This is a genomic window from Psychromonas sp. (assembly GCF_047632995.1).
In the GTDB taxonomy this organism is placed as follows: domain Bacteria; phylum Pseudomonadota; class Gammaproteobacteria; order Enterobacterales; family Psychromonadaceae; genus Psychromonas.
Genome location: NZ_JBLIEK010000007.1, coordinates 22543 through 40377 on the forward strand (window position 1 = coordinate 22543; position 17835 = coordinate 40377).

Consider the following 17835-nt stretch of genomic DNA (forward strand, 5'->3'; position numbering starts at 1 on the left):
AAATCACCTTAATAACTTCGTTTCAGGATGCTGATCTTATGAGAGAGGGTTATCAATGATAGATCGAAAAATTGACTTAAATGCTGAAATCACCTTAATTACCTCGTTTCAGGATGCTGATCTTATGAGTGAGGGTTATCAATGATAGATCGAAAAATTGACTTAAGTGCTGAAATCACCTTAATAACTTCGTTTCAGGATGCTGATCTTATGAGTGAGGGTTATCAATGATAGATCGAAAAATTGACTTAAGTGCTGAAATTACCTTAATAACTTCGTTTCAGGATGCTGATCCTATGGGTGTTATCTATCATGGTAACTATTTCCGCTATTTCGAGGAAGTACGGCGTATTCTGATGCAAAAAATCGATTATAACTATCGCGATATGCATGCATCTGGTTATAGCTGGCCGGTTATTGATAGCTATGTTAAATATGTCAAAGCGGTTCCGTTTAACCATCAAATTAGAGTGACTGCCACTTTAAGCGAATGGGAAAATTATTTGCGTGTTGATTATGTTATTTATGATGCGCAAACCGGGCAACGTATGACTAAAGGCTATACAAGACAGGTTGCTGTTGATCTTGCGAATCAGGAGATGTGTTTTGCTTCACCTAAAGTATTTACTGATAAGCTGGAGCCCTATTTTGTTGATTAAAAAGACACTCTTTGTTGCATTGTTTTTTTTGTTTAGCATTGCCGCGCAGGCGCTGACATTGAGTGATCTACAGCAAAAGCTAACCGCACACACTTTGCTGCGTGGTGACTTCACACAGACAAAAACCATGCAGATGTTTAATCAGCCGCTGCTATCACGAGGAACTTTTTTGCTGGAGCAAAACCAAGGGTTACTTTGGCGACAAGCGGAACCTTTTCCTGTATCAATGGTTTTGGTCAAAGAGAAACTCAGTCAGCAGTTTGGTGATCAACCAGCAGAGGTGATTATTGCTAAAGATAACCCTATGGTGTTTTACTTTAGTCATCTGTTTTTATCACTGTTCAAAGGTGATCTGGATGGTTTAAGCGGGCAATTTGAGATGAAACTCAGTGCTAAGGATGAGCACTGGTTATTGTTGCTAACCCCTAAATCGGCACCACTGAACAAAGTATTTGCCAGCATCTCAATTGCAGGGGATGAGTTTGTCGATCTGCTTGTTCTACATGAATTAAGCGGAGATATTTCTGAAATAAAGTTCTCGCAGCAGCAGATTAGCCCTAATACCCTAAGTGAAGAAGAGCAAAATGCTTTCCAGTTCTAAAGCGGCTGCTTTATGGCTGTTGATTATATTACTGGCAGTGGCAGCGTTCGTTAAGCAAACGGTTCTGCAGCCAGAGTTACCCATTGAAACCAATATATTGGCGCTATTGCCTGAAAATCAGCAGGACCCTTTTGCCCAGCAGGCTTTTGAACAGGTCAGTAATAATCTCAGCAAAAAAGTGGTTTTTTTACTTTCAAGCAGTGATAAAGAAGAGCTGGTTGCTGCTGCCTCTGGTTTCTCAGGTAAGTTATTAACCACTAACCTTTTCTCTGGTGTTAGCGCACAACTGACAACTGAGTCGCAAAAGGCTTGGGCTAAACTGTATTTTCCCTATCGCGCGCAACTGCTTAATGAGCAGCAAAAAGAACGCCTGCAACAAGCGCCAGAAAAGCAGGTAACAAAAGTGTTGCAGCAGGTTTACAACCCTTTCTCCGGTGTAACGGGTGGGGAGTTAGAAAACGATCCATTTCTGCTGTTCCGCGATTATATCGCTGCGCAAAACAGCTCATCCTCAACCTTTAGTTTATATCAAGGTTATTTAACTACCGAGTATCAGGATAAACACTATATTATTATTCGCGCCGATCTCGCGGGCTCCCCCTATAACAGTGATTTACAAAATAGATTACCGCTTTTAAGGGAACTTGAAGAGAGTACCGAAAGAATGTTTCACGTGAAACTTCTGCATACCGGCACTATTTTTTTTGCCGCCTACGGAACGCAGAGCGCCAAAAGTGAAATTAGCACCATAGGTGTCGGCTCGCTGATTGGTGTGATTGTTTTACTGCTGCTGGTTTATCGCAGCGCGTTACCCTTAACGCTCGCCCTACTGTCGATAAGTTGTGGTTTGCTGATGGCTTTTGTTATCACAGTGGCGGTCTTCGGCAAAGTTCATCTGTTCAGTTTGGTGTTTGGTGCAAGTTTGATTGGCGTGTCGATTGATTACGCTTTTCATTATCTTACTGAGCGTTTAGTGGTTAAAGACAACTGGCAGCCGCAACAGGCATTAAGCCATATTTTTAATGCCATTACATTGGGTTTAGTGACCAGTTTGATCGGTTATTTAGGCATGTTGATTGCACCGTTCCCCGGTTTACAGCAGCTCTCTCTATTTTCTGTAGTGGGGCTTTTTGGCGCTTACCTGAGTGTTGTCTGCTGGTATCCTCTGCTGGCAAAATCTGCAAGCAAAACGGCCATTCCTAAGTTACGTTTTATTAGTTTATGGTTAACATTATGGCAAAAGCCAAGGTTACGCTTAGCGTTTCCCTGTGCATTATTGCTGTTTTCATCTATCGGATTTAATTACGTCCATTTTGATGATGATATTCGCCAGCTCCAAGCGCTGCCCAGCGGATTAAAAGCGCAAGACAGGCAGATAAAAACCGTTACGGGTGTGGGTCAAAGTCAGCAGCTTTTATTGGTAAAAGCTTTAAGCGATGAAGCGCTATTAATCCGCTTAAGCGAGGTCGGAAAACAGCTCAAGGCTTGGAAAAAACAGGGGGTGCTGCTTAATTATCAAAGCATTGCTCAGTACGTCCCCTCTATTAAAGAGCAAAAAGAGAACTTTGCATTAGTTAATGCCTTATATCAGTCTCAAGCGGGTAGCTTAGCGGCCAAATTAAACTTTTCAGAGCCATTAATTTTCAAACAGCAATTTACCCCTTTATTGGTGGATGATTATTTAGCCTCAACTGTTTCTGAGCCATTAGGTTTTTTATGGTTAGATAAAATAGAGGGACAAAGCTCAGCGGTTATCCTGCTTAATGAAATCAATAATAGCCAGGCCGTGCAGTTATTTATCGCAGAGCATGAGGATTTAACCTATCTCAATAAGGCTGATGAGATTTCCCATCTTTTTGCCACTTACCGTGTTTATATCGCCAAGATATTAATTGCCGCATACCTGCTTATTACTTTTCTATTAATCTGGCGCTATGGCTTAAAACTCGGCTTTTTGGTGATAACCCCTCCTGTAATTGCCGCCTGTGTGGGTCTGGCAGTGACCAGTGTGGTGGGGATCCCTATTACTATTTTCAACTTGCTGGCGCTAATTCTTATTTTGGGAATTGGCATAGATTACACGCTGTTTTTTGCCGAGCAACAGGAGATGCTTAAAGCGAAAAACACCCTGCTTGCTATAACGCTTTCTGCGTTAACCACGGTATTATCCTTTGGTTTATTGGCGCTCAGTGAAACCCAGGCAATTCACGGGTTTGGTATTACAGTGCTAACGGGTATTATAGTTGCATGGCTGCTTGCCCCTTTAGCAATGATAAACCAGCAGGTAAAAAGGTAATAATATGCAACTAAAGTGGTTTTGTTTTCCGATATTGATGATGGTCAGCGCCTGTACTATGTTGCCACAAACTATGCTGCCGCAAACTCATCCCGTGCAGGTGGAAGTCGATCAAGGCGTTTTTGTTACCTTGCCAAAGCCTGCTCAGTTGGGGCAAACACTCAATGTCAGCCAGCTTATTACGGCGCAATGGGGGGATGCTAAAGAACAAAAATTACTGGTGCAGTTGCAGGTGGATAAGCAAAGTGTCGTGCTCGCTGGTTTTTCTGCCTGGGGCGTGAGAATTTTAAGCCTGACTTACTCTGGCGATGAAATCCAAACCTATCTGCTAAGCGGCCTGGCTGACTCGCTGCCCAAACCCGAGCAGGTGCTATTTAATGTTATGATTTCAATCTGGCCTGTTAATGCATGGCAAAAACCGCTGGCAGAGATAGGTTGGCAACTTAAAGAGACCGGCTTACAGCGCTTATTAATAGATCAAAAGGGGCAGATCATTGCCACTGTGACTTATCAAAGAAAACCTTATATTGACGGAACCATAGTGTTTAAACATCATATGCTTGATTACAGCATCACTATTGAAACCCAAAAATCAGATGCAGATTGATAGAGAATAAAATGGATACTAAAGAAAATAATCATCATACCGTCCCCGTTTATATTCATGCCTGCGCAATGAACTCGGCATTAGGCAACGGCCTGCAGGAGAGCGCCGAGCGTTTGGCCTTAGGTTTTTCACCCGATATGTGTCTGCAGTCGGGCTGGTTAAGTGATGGCGTTAGCCTTGTGGGTAAGGTGAAAAGTCAGTTACCTGAGATTGACCCTGCGCTTGAATATAAAAATACGCGCAATAATCGTTTGGCGTTATCCGCGCTTTTGCAGATAGAACCTCAGATAGCGCAGGCGATAAAGCAATATGGCGCAGATCGTATTGCCGTTATTGTCGGCACCAGCACATCGGGTATTGCCGATGGTGAAACAGCACTGTCTGTAAAACAGCAAACCGGTCAGTTTCCTGATGATTATCATTATCAGCAGCAGGAGTTGGGTGATTTAGGCGAGTTTGTTAGCGACTATTTTCAGCTCAGCGGCCCTGTCTACACTATTTCCACCGCCTGCTCGTCAAGCGGCCGGGTATTCTTATCGGCCAAAAGGCTATTAAAAGCGGGAATCGTCGATGCTGTATTGGTTGGTGGCGCGGATTCTTTATGCAAACTGACTATCAATGGGTTTAATGGTTTGGAAGCCTTATCTGATCAACTGTGTGCTCCTTTTAGTGAAAACCGAAAAGGGATCAATATCGGCGAAGCTGCTGCTTTTATGCTCTTATCTCTGCAAAAAAACGATACAGGTCTGGCGTTACTTGGTGCCGGTGACAGCTCAGATGCACACCATATATCGGCGCCCCAACCAGAAGGGAAAGGGGCGATTGCAGCGATGCAAAAAGCATTAAATGATGCGCACCTGCAAGCTGCGCAAATAGGTTATATTAATGCGCACGGCACTGCTACAAAGCTCAATGATCTGATGGAAGCAAAAGCTATTTATGCACTCTTTGGCGATACAGTTCCTGTTAGTTCAACCAAGCCGTTAACCGGGCATGCATTAGGGACGGCCAGTATGTTAGAGGCGTGCATCTGTTTTTTACTGCTTGAGCAAAAGTTGGATTTACCGGTGCAGATTAACGATGGCTGCTATGATCCTGCACTGCCACCACTGAGTTTTGTGCAAGGCAAACAAAAACTACAAAAAAACGCTATTTTAAGCAACTCATTTGCTTTTGGTGGCAACAATATATCACTTATATTTGGCGGTGCAGATGAATAATTTTCCTGATATCGCATCACTTGTGCCGCATCAGGCGCCGATGCTGTTAATTGACAAACTAATTGCTGTGGATGAGTTAACTATTCATTGCCAGGTTAATATCGGCGCAGAGGGACTGTTTTTTGATAAACAGATAAATGGCGTGCCTGCCTGGGTGGGAATCGAATTTATGGCGCAAACTGTCGCAGCTTGGTCTGGTTATCATGCCTGGCTGCAGGATATGCCTGCACCGATCGGTTTTTTATTAGGCAGTCGCCGTTATACAACAGAATGCGAAGTTTACACTCAAGGTGCGCTGCTTGATATTTACGCGCAGCAGTTAATGGAAAGTGAGGGAATGACCGCCTTTCTCTGCCGTATAGAATGTGCAGGAAAAGAGCTGGCTACAGCGCAGTTAAATGCATTTGTACCCTCACAAGATAAATTAGATAAGATGTTAAAAGGGAAAAGTAATGACTAGACAAGTTTTAGTGACAGGTGCAAGTAAAGGGATAGGTCGGGCTATCGCACTGCAATTGGCCCAGGACGGTTTCACTATCGCCGTTCATTATATGAGTGATAAAAGCGGTGCATTAGAAACGCTTTCTGATATTAATAAATCAGGCGGCAGCGGCCGCATTCTGCAGTTTGATATTAGCGACAGAGAGCAGTGCCGCGTTATTTTAGATAAGGATATCTGCGAATATGGCGCTTATTACGGTGTCGTCAGTAACGCAGGTGTTAGCAATGATACAGTTTTTCCTGCTATGACGGGTGAAGAGTGGGACAGTGTCGTACATACCAATTTAGACAGCTTTTATAATGTACTGCACCCCTGTGTGATGCCCATGGTACAACTTCGTCAAGGTGGACGTATTGTTACGTTGGCATCGGTTTCCGGTTTGGTGGGTAATCGTGGCCAAACTAACTATAGCGCTGCTAAAGCGGGCATTATAGGGGCAACCAAAGCACTTGCTTTAGAAGTTGCTAAACGTAAAATTACCGTAAATTGTGTGGCACCTGGGTTGGTTGATACCGGGATGGTCACTGAGTTAGTTAAAGAGCATGCCCTGCCGCTTGTGCCGCTACGCCGTATGGGGCAGCCACAAGAGGTGGCAGGTTTGGTCAGTTATTTAATGTCTGATCTGGCCGCTTATGTTACCCGTCAGGTTATTAGTATTAATGGAGGAATGGTGTAATGAGTATTTGTCGAGTTGTAGTAACAGGCATGTCAGGTGTTACTGCATTTGGTAATGACTGGGAAAGTGTTGAGCCTAAGCTGCGCAGTTGTGAAAACGCGGTGCAATATATGCCCAGTTATGAGCAATACGAGGGGTTAAACACCAAATTGGCGGCGCCTATTATTGGTTTTGAACTGCCCAAACACTATACCCGTAAAAAAACGCGCGGCATGGGCCGTGTTGCTAAACTGGCAACACTGGCATCTGAAAATGCACTGCTGCAAAGCGGTTTATTGGGTAATGAAATTCTGACCAACGGACAAACTGGTGTGGCTTATGGTTCCTCAACAGGAAGCACTGATGCGGTAGGTGCTTTCGGAGTAATGCTTAATGAAAAAAGCACTAAAGCAATCACCGCGACCACTTATGTACAGATGATGCCACATACCTGTGCGGTTAATGTTGGACTCTTTTTTGGTCTTAAAGGCCGTATTATTCCAACCAGTAGTGCCTGTACATCGGGTAGTCAAGCGATCGGTTATTCCTATGAAGCGATTAAGCACGGCTATCAAACAGTGATGGTAGCAGGCGGCGCAGAAGAGTTATGTCCGACCGAATCGGCGGTATTTGATACCCTGTTTGCGACTAGCCTTAAAAATGAAAATCCTAAATCAACACCCAGCCCTTATGATAAAGAGAGGGATGGCTTAGTGATTGGAGAAGGCGCTGGCACCTTAGTATTAGAAGAGTATGACCACGCTAAAGCACGCGGCGCAAAAATTTATGCAGAATTAGTGGGATTTGCTAGTAACTGCGATGCAACGCATGTCACCCAACCACAGCAAGAAACGATGCAGATCTGTATGGAGATGGCGCTTGAAAATGCCAACTTAAGAGCGGATCAAATAGGTTTTATCTCAGCGCATGGCACCGCCACTGAGCGGGGTGATATTGCTGAAACTAACGCCACAGCCAATCTGTTTGGCAATAAAATACCGTTCAGCTCCTTAAAGAGTTATTTCGGACATACTTTAGGTGCCTGTGGTGCTGTTGAAGCTTGGGCTTCGATTGAGATGATGAACCGAGGTTGGTTTAATCCAACCATTAACTTAAATAATATTGATCCCCTATGTGGCGATCTTGATTATATTACCGGTAGCGGTCGTGAAATCAGTTGTGATTATATTATGAGTAATAACTTTGCCTTTGGCGGCATTAATACCTCATTAATATTTAAACGTATGGCTGATTAATGTATGAGTAGGTCACTTTTGCAAAGTGATCTGCTCCATTTTTTTTAACCATTGTGGCAGTTCGTTGCGCCCATTCTCTGATAATTCATAAACGCCTCGCTCTATTTTATTAAACCAAGCGTAATAATCATCACGTAAAAACTGTGTCGCCTGCGGTTCACTAAGCGATTTTTTTATTTCGGCGCCTTTTGCATGAGGTTGCCTGCTAAGATATTGTGCAACACGGATACAGCGTTGCCGATAGGCAGTTAAGCCCGCTTTTTTACGTGTAGAGCCGCCTTTTTGTGTGTCACCTAATCGCTCGGTAAACTCTTTTAACAGCCCCCTTTGTTTGGCTCTATTTTTCCGCGGTTTGTAGTCTTTTGGGTCATTTATCAGTTCGACATATTGTTGCTCTTCTTGCATATCAACAACAATCAAACCAATGCCTAAACGGGCGATCAGTTTTTTTATCTGTTTAGCCTGTTTTTTGAACATGGAACATTGCTTGGGAATCGCGATATAGACGTTATCAGTCAAGCTGAAACGCTCAACCGCCTGCAGCAGAAGTGTGATATTGAGATTTAACTTAAGCTCGATAATCACGACTGAATCATCTTTTACAGCAACAATATCGCACTCTTTAATCTCCCCTTTTACCTCATAACCTAAGTTATTGAGAAAGGATTTTATCGGTAGATAGAGATCACTCTCTTGTAGTTTTTCAGCCATCATTTATTCATTAATAAAGGGGTATAAATACAGATAATACTGAGTTAGCGCGGATAACTAAAGTTGTTGCTCAATAAAAAGTGATAAAGCAGCTGTGACGCAGTTACATGGGTTATGTGACGCAGCAATGTATCCAATAAAATAACTCTATTGTAAGTATTCCGTTTCGCGAATATCGGCTCTTTAAGGGGTAAAACTTTTATTGTTTTAATATTAATCAATAATCTTGGTACTTCCCCCCTTCTGAACACTGTAAAATCAACTCTTGTCCTTGATTCCCATTGGTATAATCGCTATCGAGTAGGTATAATGGCCCCCATTTTTTATAACCAACTCGAAGCCGAAATCATGCAAAAATTCGATACGAAAACATTCCAAGGGCTGATTCTTGCACTGCAAGATTTCTGGGCTCGTCAAGGTTGTGCCATTGTTCAACCGCTCGATATGGAAGTGGGTGCTGGTACTTTTCATCCGCAAACATTCTTACGCTCCATCGGTCCTGAGCCGATGAGCAGTGCTTATGTTCAACCATGCCGCCGTCCGACCGATGGCCGCTATGGCGAAAATCCAAACCGTCTGCAGCAGTATTATCAATTCCAAGTGGTTTTAAAGCCGTCACCAAAAAATATTCAGGAGCTTTACTTAAAGTCGCTTGAAGAGATTGGTATTGATACTTCTATTCATGATATCCGTTTTGTAGAGGATAACTGGGAATCACCGACGCTAGGCGCCTGGGGATTAGGCTGGGAAATCTGGTTAAACGGTATGGAAGTAACGCAGTTTACCTATTTCCAGCAAGTGGGTGGCCTAGAATGCTCACCGGTAACAGGTGAGATAACTTACGGTCTTGAACGTATTGCAATGTATGTACAAGGCGTTGAAAGTATTTATGATCTTGTTTGGACTGATGGTCCGATGGGACGCATTACTTACGGTGATATTTTCCATCAAAACGAAGTTGAACAATCAAGCTATAATTTTGAACACGCAGATGTTACTGCCCTGTTTGCGCAGTTTGATCAGTGTGAAAAAGACAGTCAAAAATTGATTGAAGCGGGTTTACCGCTGCCCGCTTACGAGCAGGTGATGAAAGCATCGCACGCCTTTAACTTGCTGGATGCCCGCCATGCGATTTCAGTAACAGAGCGCCAACGTTACATTTTACGTGTGCGCGCATTATCAAAAGCGGTTGCAGAAGCATATTATGCAGCGCGTGAAACACTTGGTTTTCCACTTTGCAAACTACAAGATAAATAGAGGCAAGTTTCATGTCACAAGAAAATTTACTGATTGAACTGGGAACCGAAGAGTTACCACCAAAATCATTACGTAAACTTGCTGAATCTTTTGCAAGTAACGTTGAAGCGGAATTAAACAGAGCGGAATTAGCATTTGACTGCGTTCGTTGGTTAGCATCCCCACGCCGTTTGGCGGTGGTTGTTTCTAATCTAACCCATGCGCAAGCGGATAAAATTGTTGAAAAACGTGGTCCTGCTGTGAATGTTGCCTTTGATGCGCAAGGTCAAGCAACTAAAGCGGCGCAAGGTTGGGCGCGTTCAAACGGTATCACAGTAGAAGAAGCTGAACGTCTTGTTACAGATAAAGGCGAGTGGTTACTGTTTAAGTCTGAAGTTAAAGGGCAAGCAGTTGAGCAGTTAATTCCCTCTATTGCCGCCACTGCGCTTGCTAAATTACCTATTGCTAAACCAATGCGCTGGGGCTCTGAAAGCACGCAGTTTATTCGCCCTGTTCATACTGTTTGTATCTTATTTGGTGAGCAATTAATCCAAGGTGAACTATTAGGCGTGCAATCGGATCGCATTATTCGCGGCCATCGTTTCTTAGGTGAAGCACAATTAACGCTAAATCATGCCGATCAATATGAACAATTATTAGATGATAGCGGTAAAGTTATCGTTGATTATGAACGCCGTAAAGCGATTATACGTGATCAAGTTGAAGCCATTGCTGCGCGTGAAAATGGTGTTGCTGCAATCGATGATGCCTTACTTGAGGAAGTGACCTCATTGGTTGAATGGCCGGTTACGCTGGTGGGTTCATTTGATGAAAAATTCCTGGCGGTTCCTTCTGAAGCACTTATCTCTACGATGAAAGATAATCAGAAATACTTTCCGGTCTTAGATCAGGACGGCAACCTATTACCACGCTTTATCTTTGTTTCCAATATTGTCAGTCGTGATCCTGCTCAGGTGATTAGCGGTAATGAAAAAGTGGTACGTCCCCGTTTAGCGGATGCGGAATTTTTCTTTGAAACGGATAAAAAGAAAACCTTGGCAAGCCGTTTAGAGTCTTTATCGAGTGTTTTATTCCAACAAAAGCTTGGCACACTTAAAGAAAAATCTGAGCGTATTGCAAACATTGCTGAAGATATTGCACTGCAAATTAAAGCCGACACAAAACATGCGCAACGAGCGGGTCTATTATCAAAAACCGATTTAATGACGGATATGGTGATGGAGTTTCCTGATGTTCAAGGCGTGATGGGAATGTATTATGCGCAACATGATGGCGAAGATAATGAAGTAGCCATTGCCCTAAATGAGCAGTATTTACCGCGTTTTGCAGGGGATAAATTACCTACCTCTCTCGTTGCTTGTGCTGTCTCTTTGGCGGATAAATTAGATACATTAGTGGGCATCTTTGGTATCGGTCAAGCGCCGAAGGGTGATAAAGACCCCTTTGCTCTGCGTCGTGCCGCGATTGGTCTGTTACGTATTATTACGGATAAAAACTTAGATCTGGATATTGTTGAATTAGTTGAAATTGCTAAAGTACAATACGGTGAGAAATTAACCAATAAAAATGTGGTTAGTGATGTGGTAGATTTCCTATTTGCACGTTTCCGCGCAACTTACCAGGCGAACGGTTTCTCGGTTGAGCTTATTCAATCTGTACTTGATCGTCGTCCAACTAAGCCCGTTGATTTTGAAAAACGTATTCAAGCAGTTGCTAAGTTTCAGGCATTACCGGAAGCTGCACCTATTGCTGCTGCAAATAAACGTATCAGCAATATTTTAGCGAAAGTAAAAGGCGACATTAATGCAGATGTTGACCAATTATTGCTTGAAGAAGAGGCAGAAAAGGCATTGGCTGAAATTCTAGCCAGCCTAGAAAGCAAGCTAAGCCCTTTATTTGCTGCTGGTGAGTATGAAGCTGCACTGTTCGAGCTTGCGAGCTTACAGACGCCTGTAGACGCTTTCTTTGATAATGTAATGGTTATGGCCGAAAATGAAGCCGTAAAACAGAACCGTTTAGCCATATTAAACCGTTTACGTAATCTGTTTTTGCAAATTGCGGATGTTTCTGTTTTATAAAAGATCCCCTTCGTTGTGTAGCTAAGTTAATTATCTATTAAAAAAGCTCAGTATAAACTGAGCTTTTTTGTTGCAGATGAAAGCTTCTCTTTATTGTTATTAACTTGCAAAGCACTTCTTAAACAAATTATAGTTTCAGATGTTTCATGTGAAACACTCCTCTAAAAAACCTAGGATAGGAAATCAGATGCCTTACTCAATATTCGGAAATAAATTTACCCAACATTCAGGTATTAATGAATTAATGGATGATCTTAATGAAGGCGTTAAGGGCGGGGATGATATTTTAATGTTGGGTGGAGGAAATCCGGCTGCAATTCCACAAATTCAGACGCGACTGACACAGCTGATGCAAGCGCTATTAAATGAAGGAAAGTTAATAGATACATTAGCAAATTACGATGGCCCGCAGGGTAAAAACAGTTTTATCGAAGCCTTAGTTGATCTCTTTAATGATATCTATGATTGGCAGTTAACGTCTGAAAATATCATGTTAACCAATGGCAGTCAGAATGCATTCTTCTACCTGTTTAACCTGCTGGGTGGTAATTTCAGTGATGATAAAAAGAAAAAAATTCTCTTCCCTCTTGCACCTGAGTATATAGGTTATGCAGATGCGAGTGTTTCTGAAGACGCATTTGTTGCTGTTCGCCCGAAAATAACAGAGCTAGAAAATGGCTTTTTTAAATATAATATCGATTTTGATGCCTTAAAAGTTGATCAAAATATTGGCGCTATCTGTGTCTCTCGGCCAACCAATCCAACCGGTAACGTTTTAACGGATCAGGAGATAGCCCATCTTGACAGATTAGCGAGAGAAAATAATATACCGCTGATTATCGATAATGCTTATGGCACACCTTTTCCAAATATGATCTTTGCAGAGGCTACGCCATTTTGGAACGAAAACACTATATTGTGTTTAAGTTTATCCAAACTTGGATTACCCGGCGCGCGCTGCGGTATTGTTATCGCTAATCCAGATATTATCAAAGCGATGTCCAATCTGTCCGGTATTATGGCGCTCTCTCCCGGGGGGATTGGTCCTGAGATCGCCCTGCCTTTAGTTAAAACAAAAGAAATTATTAAACTCAGTGACGAGGTGATCAAGCCCTTTTACCAAGGAAAATCAGAAAAAGCGATTGCCTTATTACAAGCTAAGATCAGTACACCAAACTTTAAAATACATAAATCGGAAGGTGCGCTGTTTCTCTGGTTATGGTTTAAAGAGTTACCGATATCATCAAATGAGTTATATAAATTACTGAAGAAAAAAGGATTGCTAATTGTCTCTGGCCACTATTTTTTCCCGGGTTTAGATCAGGAGTGGCAGCATACTCAGGAATGTATTCGCCTTAATTACGCACAAGATGATCTTGTCGTGGAGCGCGGTATTACTATTTTGGCTGATACTATTAACGAATTGTACGCTTAATAGTTAATTATGTTTCACGTGGAACAAACAAGTTACTGTTTTTTACCAGCAGTGCAGCGGAAATGGTTTAACGTCAACCATTGTAACGACCGTTTTTGCGTATGGTCTTATGGCCGATAAAGTATAGAAGATATTAATTTTAATGAATAAGTCACTTTTTCTTAGCGCTTTCAAAACGACCGCCCCCGTGCTGTTTGGCTATATTCCCATGGGAATGGCCTTTGGCATTCTATTCAACGAGCTTGGCTTTCATTGGCTCTACGCCACACTGATGTCGACGGTTATCTACGCGGGGGCTGGGCAGTTTATGGCTGTCGGCCTGCTAGCGAATCACGCCGGTTTTATGGAAGTGGCAATCACCACCTTGCTATTGAATTCACGCCATCTGTTTTATGGTATCTCCCTGATCAATAAGTTCAAGAGCCACTGGTTGCGCAAATTTTACCTGATCTTTGGATTGACCGATGAGACTTATTCATTGCTGACCGGGACCATTGCGCCCGAAGATAAAGAGCAGACCGATTTCTATCTGCTGATCACCGCATTGAATCATAGCTATTGGGTGATTGGCTCTACCTTAGGTGCCATTCTCGGTGCAAATATGAGCTTTAATACCACAGGGCTCGGTTTTACCCTTCCTGCACTATTTACGGTACTGGCTATTGAACAGTATAAATCGGTGCGTGAGTCCTGGCCGTTTGTGATGGCTAGCGTTGTGGCTTTCCTCTCTATTTGGGTATTCAGCCGCGACAATATGCTGCTGATGTCTATTCTATTATCCATTATCGCCTTGCTGTTTTTGCGCCTAAAACAAAAGCCGACCGAAGCTAGCCAACAGGAGTCGGTATAGATGCAAGAGACACACTATCTGTTGCTGTTTATCGCTGTGATGGCAGTTGCCACTTTTATAACCCGAGTACTGCCGTTTATTCTCCTCTACAAGGTAAGCGACCATCCGATGCTTATCTACTTGGGGCGCTACCTGCCGCCGGTCATGATGGTATTATTGCTGATTTACTGTTTTCGAGATCTGCGTTTTGGCAGTTTTAACGATGGCCCTGCAGAGCTTATGGCGCTTCTCTTGGTAGTCGCTTTGCATCTCTGGCGTGGTAATGCTCTGCTCAGTATTATGGCTGGCACGGGGCTGTATATGTTCCTCTATCAGTCTTCAGTACTGGCTGGCTAGTAATGGGATCTGTTTAGTTCCGGATAGTAACTGTTTTCTCTATTTTGTTTCACGTGGAACAAATTTAACTTGTTAAAGCGTTCGCTCAGCAGAAGATAAATAGAAGGATATTCTCGCAGGCGTGTTGGTTCTGTGTAAGCCTTGCTTGTGAGTTATTGCTGTAACTTTCATTGTTGGAGTTCCGCCCTTGACGGCGTGTAGACTCTTCTCGTGAACCTAAACGGTCGTTTAATTCGCCCCATGATTTATTTTGCTAAAGTCATCGAGCAAAAAAGAAAACGTAAACCTAAATTTCTGTATCCGCATTGGTTTGATTTATCCAAATAAGTTTGCATGTCCCCGCTTTTCCGCTTTTATTACTCTTGATTTATACAGCATAAAAATAGTATTAGCAGAAGTCTTGTTGTCGGAGAGCGCAGATAACGCCTCAATACTCACAAGCAAGCGGTAGCAATAGAAAAGGCTGTCGTCACAAGTGGAGCGTGTGTTGCACAATGATAATGAAGGGGCAATGCGTAGTGCGACTCTGCAAGGTACATTACAAACGCTAGGCCTATATTTTTCTAATCTCAGTCAGTACAGGGACGTAATGTCTGAGGTGCTTCGTAAAAAAGTGGTTGGGCAGTGCAATATTAAAAAAGGGCTAGGGGCGATGTAGGTTAATGAATTGAATATTAACCATTCAAAAAAAGTGACACGCCGTCAAAGGCGTAAGACCAGCAATGAAAGATATACAAAGCACTCACAAACGGCATCAACATTACCATGCGAAATTGCGTTTAATATCCTTCACGAGTCATCAAAACTGGAATACTAACGATAAAAGTTAAGCCACACAGCTACAGCTGCGAGGAAATCATATCTAAGATCTATAGATACAAAAAAGCCAGCTTTGAAAGCTGGCTTTTTATTCAGATGAAGTAACGTTAGAATAATTAGATATCTAAGTTTTCAACACGTAATGCATTTTCTTCAATAAACTTACGGCGTGGTTCAACATGGTCACCCATTAATGTGGTGAACAAGAGATCGGCACCAACAGCATCTTCAACTGTTACTTGAAGCATATGGCGACTCTCTGGATCCATTGTAGTATCACATAGTTGATCCGGGTTCATCTCTCCAAGTCCTTTATAACGCTGTATGTAAAGGCCTCGTTTTGATTCATGCATTAACCATTCGATAGCATCAATAAAGTTGGTTACCTCTTTAAAGCGCTCTCCGCGTTTAACATATGCACCCTCTTCCAAAATATCATTAATCTCAGAACCGATAGAAACAAGTGACTTGTATCCCTCTGATCCGAAGAACTCTTCATCGAGTACAAAGTCACTGTTTACACCATGTTTACGCACGGTAAAGATAACTTTATGGCTTAATTCATCCTCAGATTTAACCACTTCAGTGGTGTAAATTGTAGCGTGCAGATCTTCTCTGTTTAATGTGTCGGCCACATCAACTGCCCAATCTGCTGCTACCGATTTATCGGTAAGTGCTTCAACTGTTAATTCCGGTTTGTAGATAAGTTTATCTAAAATTGCAGGTGGAAAGCGACGTTTTAAACGATTAATTGTCTCTTGTACTGCGCGGTAACGTTGAATTAACCCTTCCAGTGCGATACCGGAAATACCGGGTGCTTCTGGGTTTACATGTAACGATGAATTTTCCATTGCTAAGCTTGTTAGATAGGCCTGCAATCCAGGCTCATCTTTAACATAGGTTTCTTGTTTGCCTTTTTTTATTTTGTATAGAGGCGGCTGTGCGATATAGATATAACCATTCTCAATCAACTCGGGCATTTGGCGATAGAAGAAAGTTAGTAATAAAGTTCGGATATGTGAACCATCGACATCGGCATCGGTCATTATGATGATGCGGTGATAACGGGTTTTTTCCGGATTGTATTCGTCTCGGCCAATACCACAACCTAATGCGGTTATTAGTGTGGCAACTTCTTGTGAAGAAAGCATTTTATCAAAACGTGCTTTTTCAACATTTAGAATTTTACCTTTAAGCGGTAATATTGCCTGATTTTTACGATTACGGCCCTGCTTAGCACTACCGCCAGCAGAGTCCCCTTCCACAATATAGAGTTCAGAAAGTGCGGGATCTTTTTCTTGGCAATCAGCTAATTTACCTGGCAAACCTGCTAAATCTAAAACACCTTTACGGCGTGTCATATCACGTGCTTTACGTGCAGCGTCACGTGCGCGTGCAGCATCAATAATTTTTGATGTGATGATTTTTGCTTCTGATGGGTTTTCTAATAAGAAATACTGAAGATTTTCCCCCATTGCACTTTCTACAATAGGACGAACTTCAGATGAAACCAATCGGTCTTTAGTTTGCGATGAAAATTTTGGATCGGGGATTTTAACCGAAATAACGGCGGTTAAACCTTCACGGGCATCACCACCTTCAGTCGATGCTTTGTTCTTGTTGTTTTTAACTTTGGCAAACTCTTTTTCGATGTAGGTGTTTAACGTACGAGTCAATGCACCACGAAAACCTGTTAAGTGTGAGCCACCATCACGTTGTGGAATATTGTTAGTGAAGCAGTAGATGTTTTCTTGGAAACCATCATTCCACTGCATTGCCACTTCAACACTTGTGCCATCCGCATTATCAACTACAAAATGAAATACTTTCTGATGAACCGGTGTTTTATTCTGGTTTAAATATTCAACAAATGATTGAATGCCACCCTCATAACAAAAGTGATCAGATTTATCTTCTTCTCGTTTATCAATCAGTTTGATTGAAACACCCGAGTTTAAGAATGACAGTTCACGTAACCGTTTGGCTAAAATATCATAATGGAATAATGTATCAGTAAAGGTTTCTTTACTTGGCCAGAAACGAATTTCTGTTCCTGTGTTTTCGGATTCGCCAACGACAGCGATCGGCGCTTCAGGTACACCGTGAATGTAAATCTGCTGATATATTTTACCGTTACGTTTAACCGTTAAGCGTAACTTATGAGAAAGTGCGTTTACAACAGAAACACCTACTCCGTGAAGTCCGCCGGATACTTTATAAGAGTTATCATCGAACTTACCGCCTGCATGTAAAACGGTCATGATAACTTCAGCTGCTGAAACCCCCTCTTCTTCATGGATATCAACAGGGATGCCGCGGCCATTATCGCGTACGGAAACGCTGCCGTCGGTATGGATAGTGGTTACAATATCACTACAGTGACCTGCTAATGCTTCATCGATTGAGTTGTCGAGGATCTCAAACACCATGTGGTGCAGACCTGTGCCGTCATCGGTATCGCCGATATACATACCCGGGCGCTTACGTACAGCATCTAGCCCTTTTAGTACTTTGATATTTGACGAATCATAACTATTTTCAGCCATAAAACTT

Annotated in this window: 16 protein-coding genes; 14 read left to right on the forward strand and 2 right to left on the reverse strand. The window is 42.5% G+C overall.

The features are described from left to right. Positions 1-227 precede the first annotated feature (227 nt). Genes ACJAT7_RS02545 through ACJAT7_RS02580 form a run of 8 tightly spaced genes read left to right on the forward strand, consistent with a single transcriptional unit; the run spans position 228 to position 7796 of the window. Positions 228-659, forward strand: a complete 432-nt coding sequence (locus ACJAT7_RS02545) for an acyl-CoA thioesterase (protein WP_415225226.1) — start codon at positions 228-230, stop codon at positions 657-659. Then, positions 649-1260 carry an outer membrane lipoprotein carrier protein LolA gene (locus ACJAT7_RS02550; RefSeq protein ID WP_415225227.1) on the forward strand — a complete coding sequence of 204 codons (612 nt, stop codon included), beginning with the start codon at positions 649-651 and terminating at the stop codon, positions 1258-1260. The genes ACJAT7_RS02545 and ACJAT7_RS02550 overlap by 11 nt, the downstream gene beginning before the upstream one ends. After that, positions 1244-3556, forward strand: a complete 2313-nt coding sequence (locus ACJAT7_RS02555) for an MMPL family transporter (RefSeq protein WP_415225228.1) — start codon at positions 1244-1246, stop codon at positions 3554-3556. Before ACJAT7_RS02550 ends, ACJAT7_RS02555 begins: the two co-directional genes overlap by 17 nt. Positions 3557-3560: 4 nt before the next feature. Further along, entirely contained in the window at positions 3561-4163 is a 603-nt protein-coding gene (locus ACJAT7_RS02560) for a DUF3261 domain-containing protein (protein WP_415225229.1), read from the forward strand. 11 nt (positions 4164-4174) lie between these two features. Beyond that, on the forward strand, positions 4175-5383 hold the full coding sequence (locus ACJAT7_RS02565) for a beta-ketoacyl-[acyl-carrier-protein] synthase family protein (RefSeq protein WP_415225230.1): 1209 nt from the start codon (positions 4175-4177) through the stop codon (positions 5381-5383). Continuing rightward, complete coding sequence (locus ACJAT7_RS02570; RefSeq protein WP_415225231.1) at positions 5376-5843, forward strand: hotdog family protein; 468 nt, start codon at positions 5376-5378, stop codon at positions 5841-5843. Before ACJAT7_RS02565 ends, ACJAT7_RS02570 begins: the two co-directional genes overlap by 8 nt. Continuing rightward, positions 5836-6561 carry a 3-ketoacyl-ACP reductase FabG2 gene (locus ACJAT7_RS02575; RefSeq protein WP_415225232.1) on the forward strand — a complete coding sequence of 242 codons (726 nt, stop codon included), beginning with the start codon at positions 5836-5838 and terminating at the stop codon, positions 6559-6561. Before ACJAT7_RS02570 ends, ACJAT7_RS02575 begins: the two co-directional genes overlap by 8 nt. After that, positions 6561-7796 carry a beta-ketoacyl-ACP synthase gene (locus ACJAT7_RS02580; RefSeq protein WP_415225233.1) on the forward strand — a complete coding sequence of 412 codons (1236 nt, stop codon included), beginning with the start codon at positions 6561-6563 and terminating at the stop codon, positions 7794-7796. The genes ACJAT7_RS02575 and ACJAT7_RS02580 overlap by 1 nt, the downstream gene beginning before the upstream one ends. Before the next feature lie 12 nt (positions 7797-7808). Here the strand turns inward: ACJAT7_RS02580 and ACJAT7_RS02585 are convergent, their stop codons facing one another. Next, positions 7809-8507 carry a DUF2161 domain-containing phosphodiesterase gene (locus ACJAT7_RS02585; protein WP_415225234.1) on the reverse strand — a complete coding sequence of 233 codons (699 nt, stop codon included), beginning with the start codon at positions 8505-8507 and terminating at the stop codon, positions 7809-7811. Positions 8508-8855: 348 nt separating this feature from the next. On the opposite strand from ACJAT7_RS02585, the gene glyQ reads away from it, so the two are divergent. From glyQ to ACJAT7_RS02615, 6 genes are all read left to right on the forward strand, one after another. Next, on the forward strand, positions 8856-9764 hold the full coding sequence (gene glyQ / locus ACJAT7_RS02590; RefSeq protein ID WP_415225271.1) for a glycine--tRNA ligase subunit alpha: 909 nt from the start codon (positions 8856-8858) through the stop codon (positions 9762-9764). An 11-nt stretch (positions 9765-9775) separates the two neighbouring features. After that, a complete protein-coding gene (glyS, locus tag ACJAT7_RS02595) occupies positions 9776-11842 on the forward strand; it encodes a glycine--tRNA ligase subunit beta (RefSeq protein ID WP_415225235.1) in 2067 nt (688 codons plus the stop codon). Between the two features lie 187 nt (positions 11843-12029). After that, a complete protein-coding gene (locus tag ACJAT7_RS02600; RefSeq protein WP_415225236.1) occupies positions 12030-13277 on the forward strand; it encodes a valine--pyruvate transaminase in 1248 nt (415 codons plus the stop codon). Positions 13278-13419: 142 nt separating this feature from the next. Continuing rightward, on the forward strand, positions 13420-14127 hold the full coding sequence (locus ACJAT7_RS02605; RefSeq protein WP_415225237.1) for an AzlC family ABC transporter permease: 708 nt from the start codon (positions 13420-13422) through the stop codon (positions 14125-14127). Beyond that, the gene (locus tag ACJAT7_RS02610; RefSeq protein WP_415225238.1) at positions 14128-14463 is read left to right on the forward strand and encodes a branched-chain amino acid transporter permease; all 336 of its coding nucleotides are present in this window, start codon (positions 14128-14130) and stop codon (positions 14461-14463) included. It begins immediately after the preceding gene. Positions 14464-14950: 487 nt separating this feature from the next. Next, complete coding sequence (locus tag ACJAT7_RS02615; RefSeq protein WP_415225239.1) at positions 14951-15121, forward strand: hypothetical protein; 171 nt, start codon at positions 14951-14953, stop codon at positions 15119-15121. 277 nt (positions 15122-15398) lie between these two features. Here the strand turns inward: ACJAT7_RS02615 and gyrB are convergent, their stop codons facing one another. Further along, positions 15399-17828 (reverse strand): DNA topoisomerase (ATP-hydrolyzing) subunit B, encoded by a 2430-nt coding sequence (gyrB, locus tag ACJAT7_RS02620; protein WP_415225240.1) that lies wholly within the window; start codon positions 17826-17828, stop codon positions 15399-15401. Positions 17829-17835: the final 7 nt, after the last annotated feature.

What these genes read in the sequence shown, in the direction of transcription:
- ACJAT7_RS02575 (WP_415225232.1), top strand. Translation starts at nt 5,836, where the DNA reads ATGACTAGACAAGTTTTAGTGACAGGTGCAAGTAAAGGGATAGGTCGG.
- ACJAT7_RS02610 (WP_415225238.1), top strand. Translation starts at nt 14,128, where the DNA reads ATGCAAGAGACACACTATCTGTTGCTGTTTATCGCTGTGATGGCAGTT.
- glyQ (WP_415225271.1), top strand. Translation starts at nt 8,856, where the DNA reads ATGCAAAAATTCGATACGAAAACATTCCAAGGGCTGATTCTTGCACTG.
- ACJAT7_RS02605 (WP_415225237.1), top strand. Translation starts at nt 13,420, where the DNA reads ATGAATAAGTCACTTTTTCTTAGCGCTTTCAAAACGACCGCCCCCGTG.
- ACJAT7_RS02570 (WP_415225231.1), top strand. Translation starts at nt 5,376, where the DNA reads ATGAATAATTTTCCTGATATCGCATCACTTGTGCCGCATCAGGCGCCG.
- ACJAT7_RS02600 (WP_415225236.1), top strand. Translation starts at nt 12,030, where the DNA reads ATGCCTTACTCAATATTCGGAAATAAATTTACCCAACATTCAGGTATT.
- ACJAT7_RS02555 (WP_415225228.1), top strand. Translation starts at nt 1,244, where the DNA reads ATGCTTTCCAGTTCTAAAGCGGCTGCTTTATGGCTGTTGATTATATTA.
- ACJAT7_RS02545 (WP_415225226.1), top strand. Translation starts at nt 228, where the DNA reads ATGATAGATCGAAAAATTGACTTAAGTGCTGAAATTACCTTAATAACT.
- ACJAT7_RS02560 (WP_415225229.1), top strand. Translation starts at nt 3,561, where the DNA reads ATGCAACTAAAGTGGTTTTGTTTTCCGATATTGATGATGGTCAGCGCC.
- ACJAT7_RS02565 (WP_415225230.1), top strand. Translation starts at nt 4,175, where the DNA reads ATGGATACTAAAGAAAATAATCATCATACCGTCCCCGTTTATATTCAT.
- gyrB (WP_415225240.1), bottom strand. Translation starts at nt 17,828, where the DNA reads ATGGCTGAAAATAGTTATGATTCGTCAAATATCAAAGTACTAAAAGGG.
- ACJAT7_RS02580 (WP_415225233.1), top strand. Translation starts at nt 6,561, where the DNA reads ATGAGTATTTGTCGAGTTGTAGTAACAGGCATGTCAGGTGTTACTGCA.
- glyS (WP_415225235.1), top strand. Translation starts at nt 9,776, where the DNA reads ATGTCACAAGAAAATTTACTGATTGAACTGGGAACCGAAGAGTTACCA.
- ACJAT7_RS02585 (WP_415225234.1), bottom strand. Translation starts at nt 8,507, where the DNA reads ATGGCTGAAAAACTACAAGAGAGTGATCTCTATCTACCGATAAAATCC.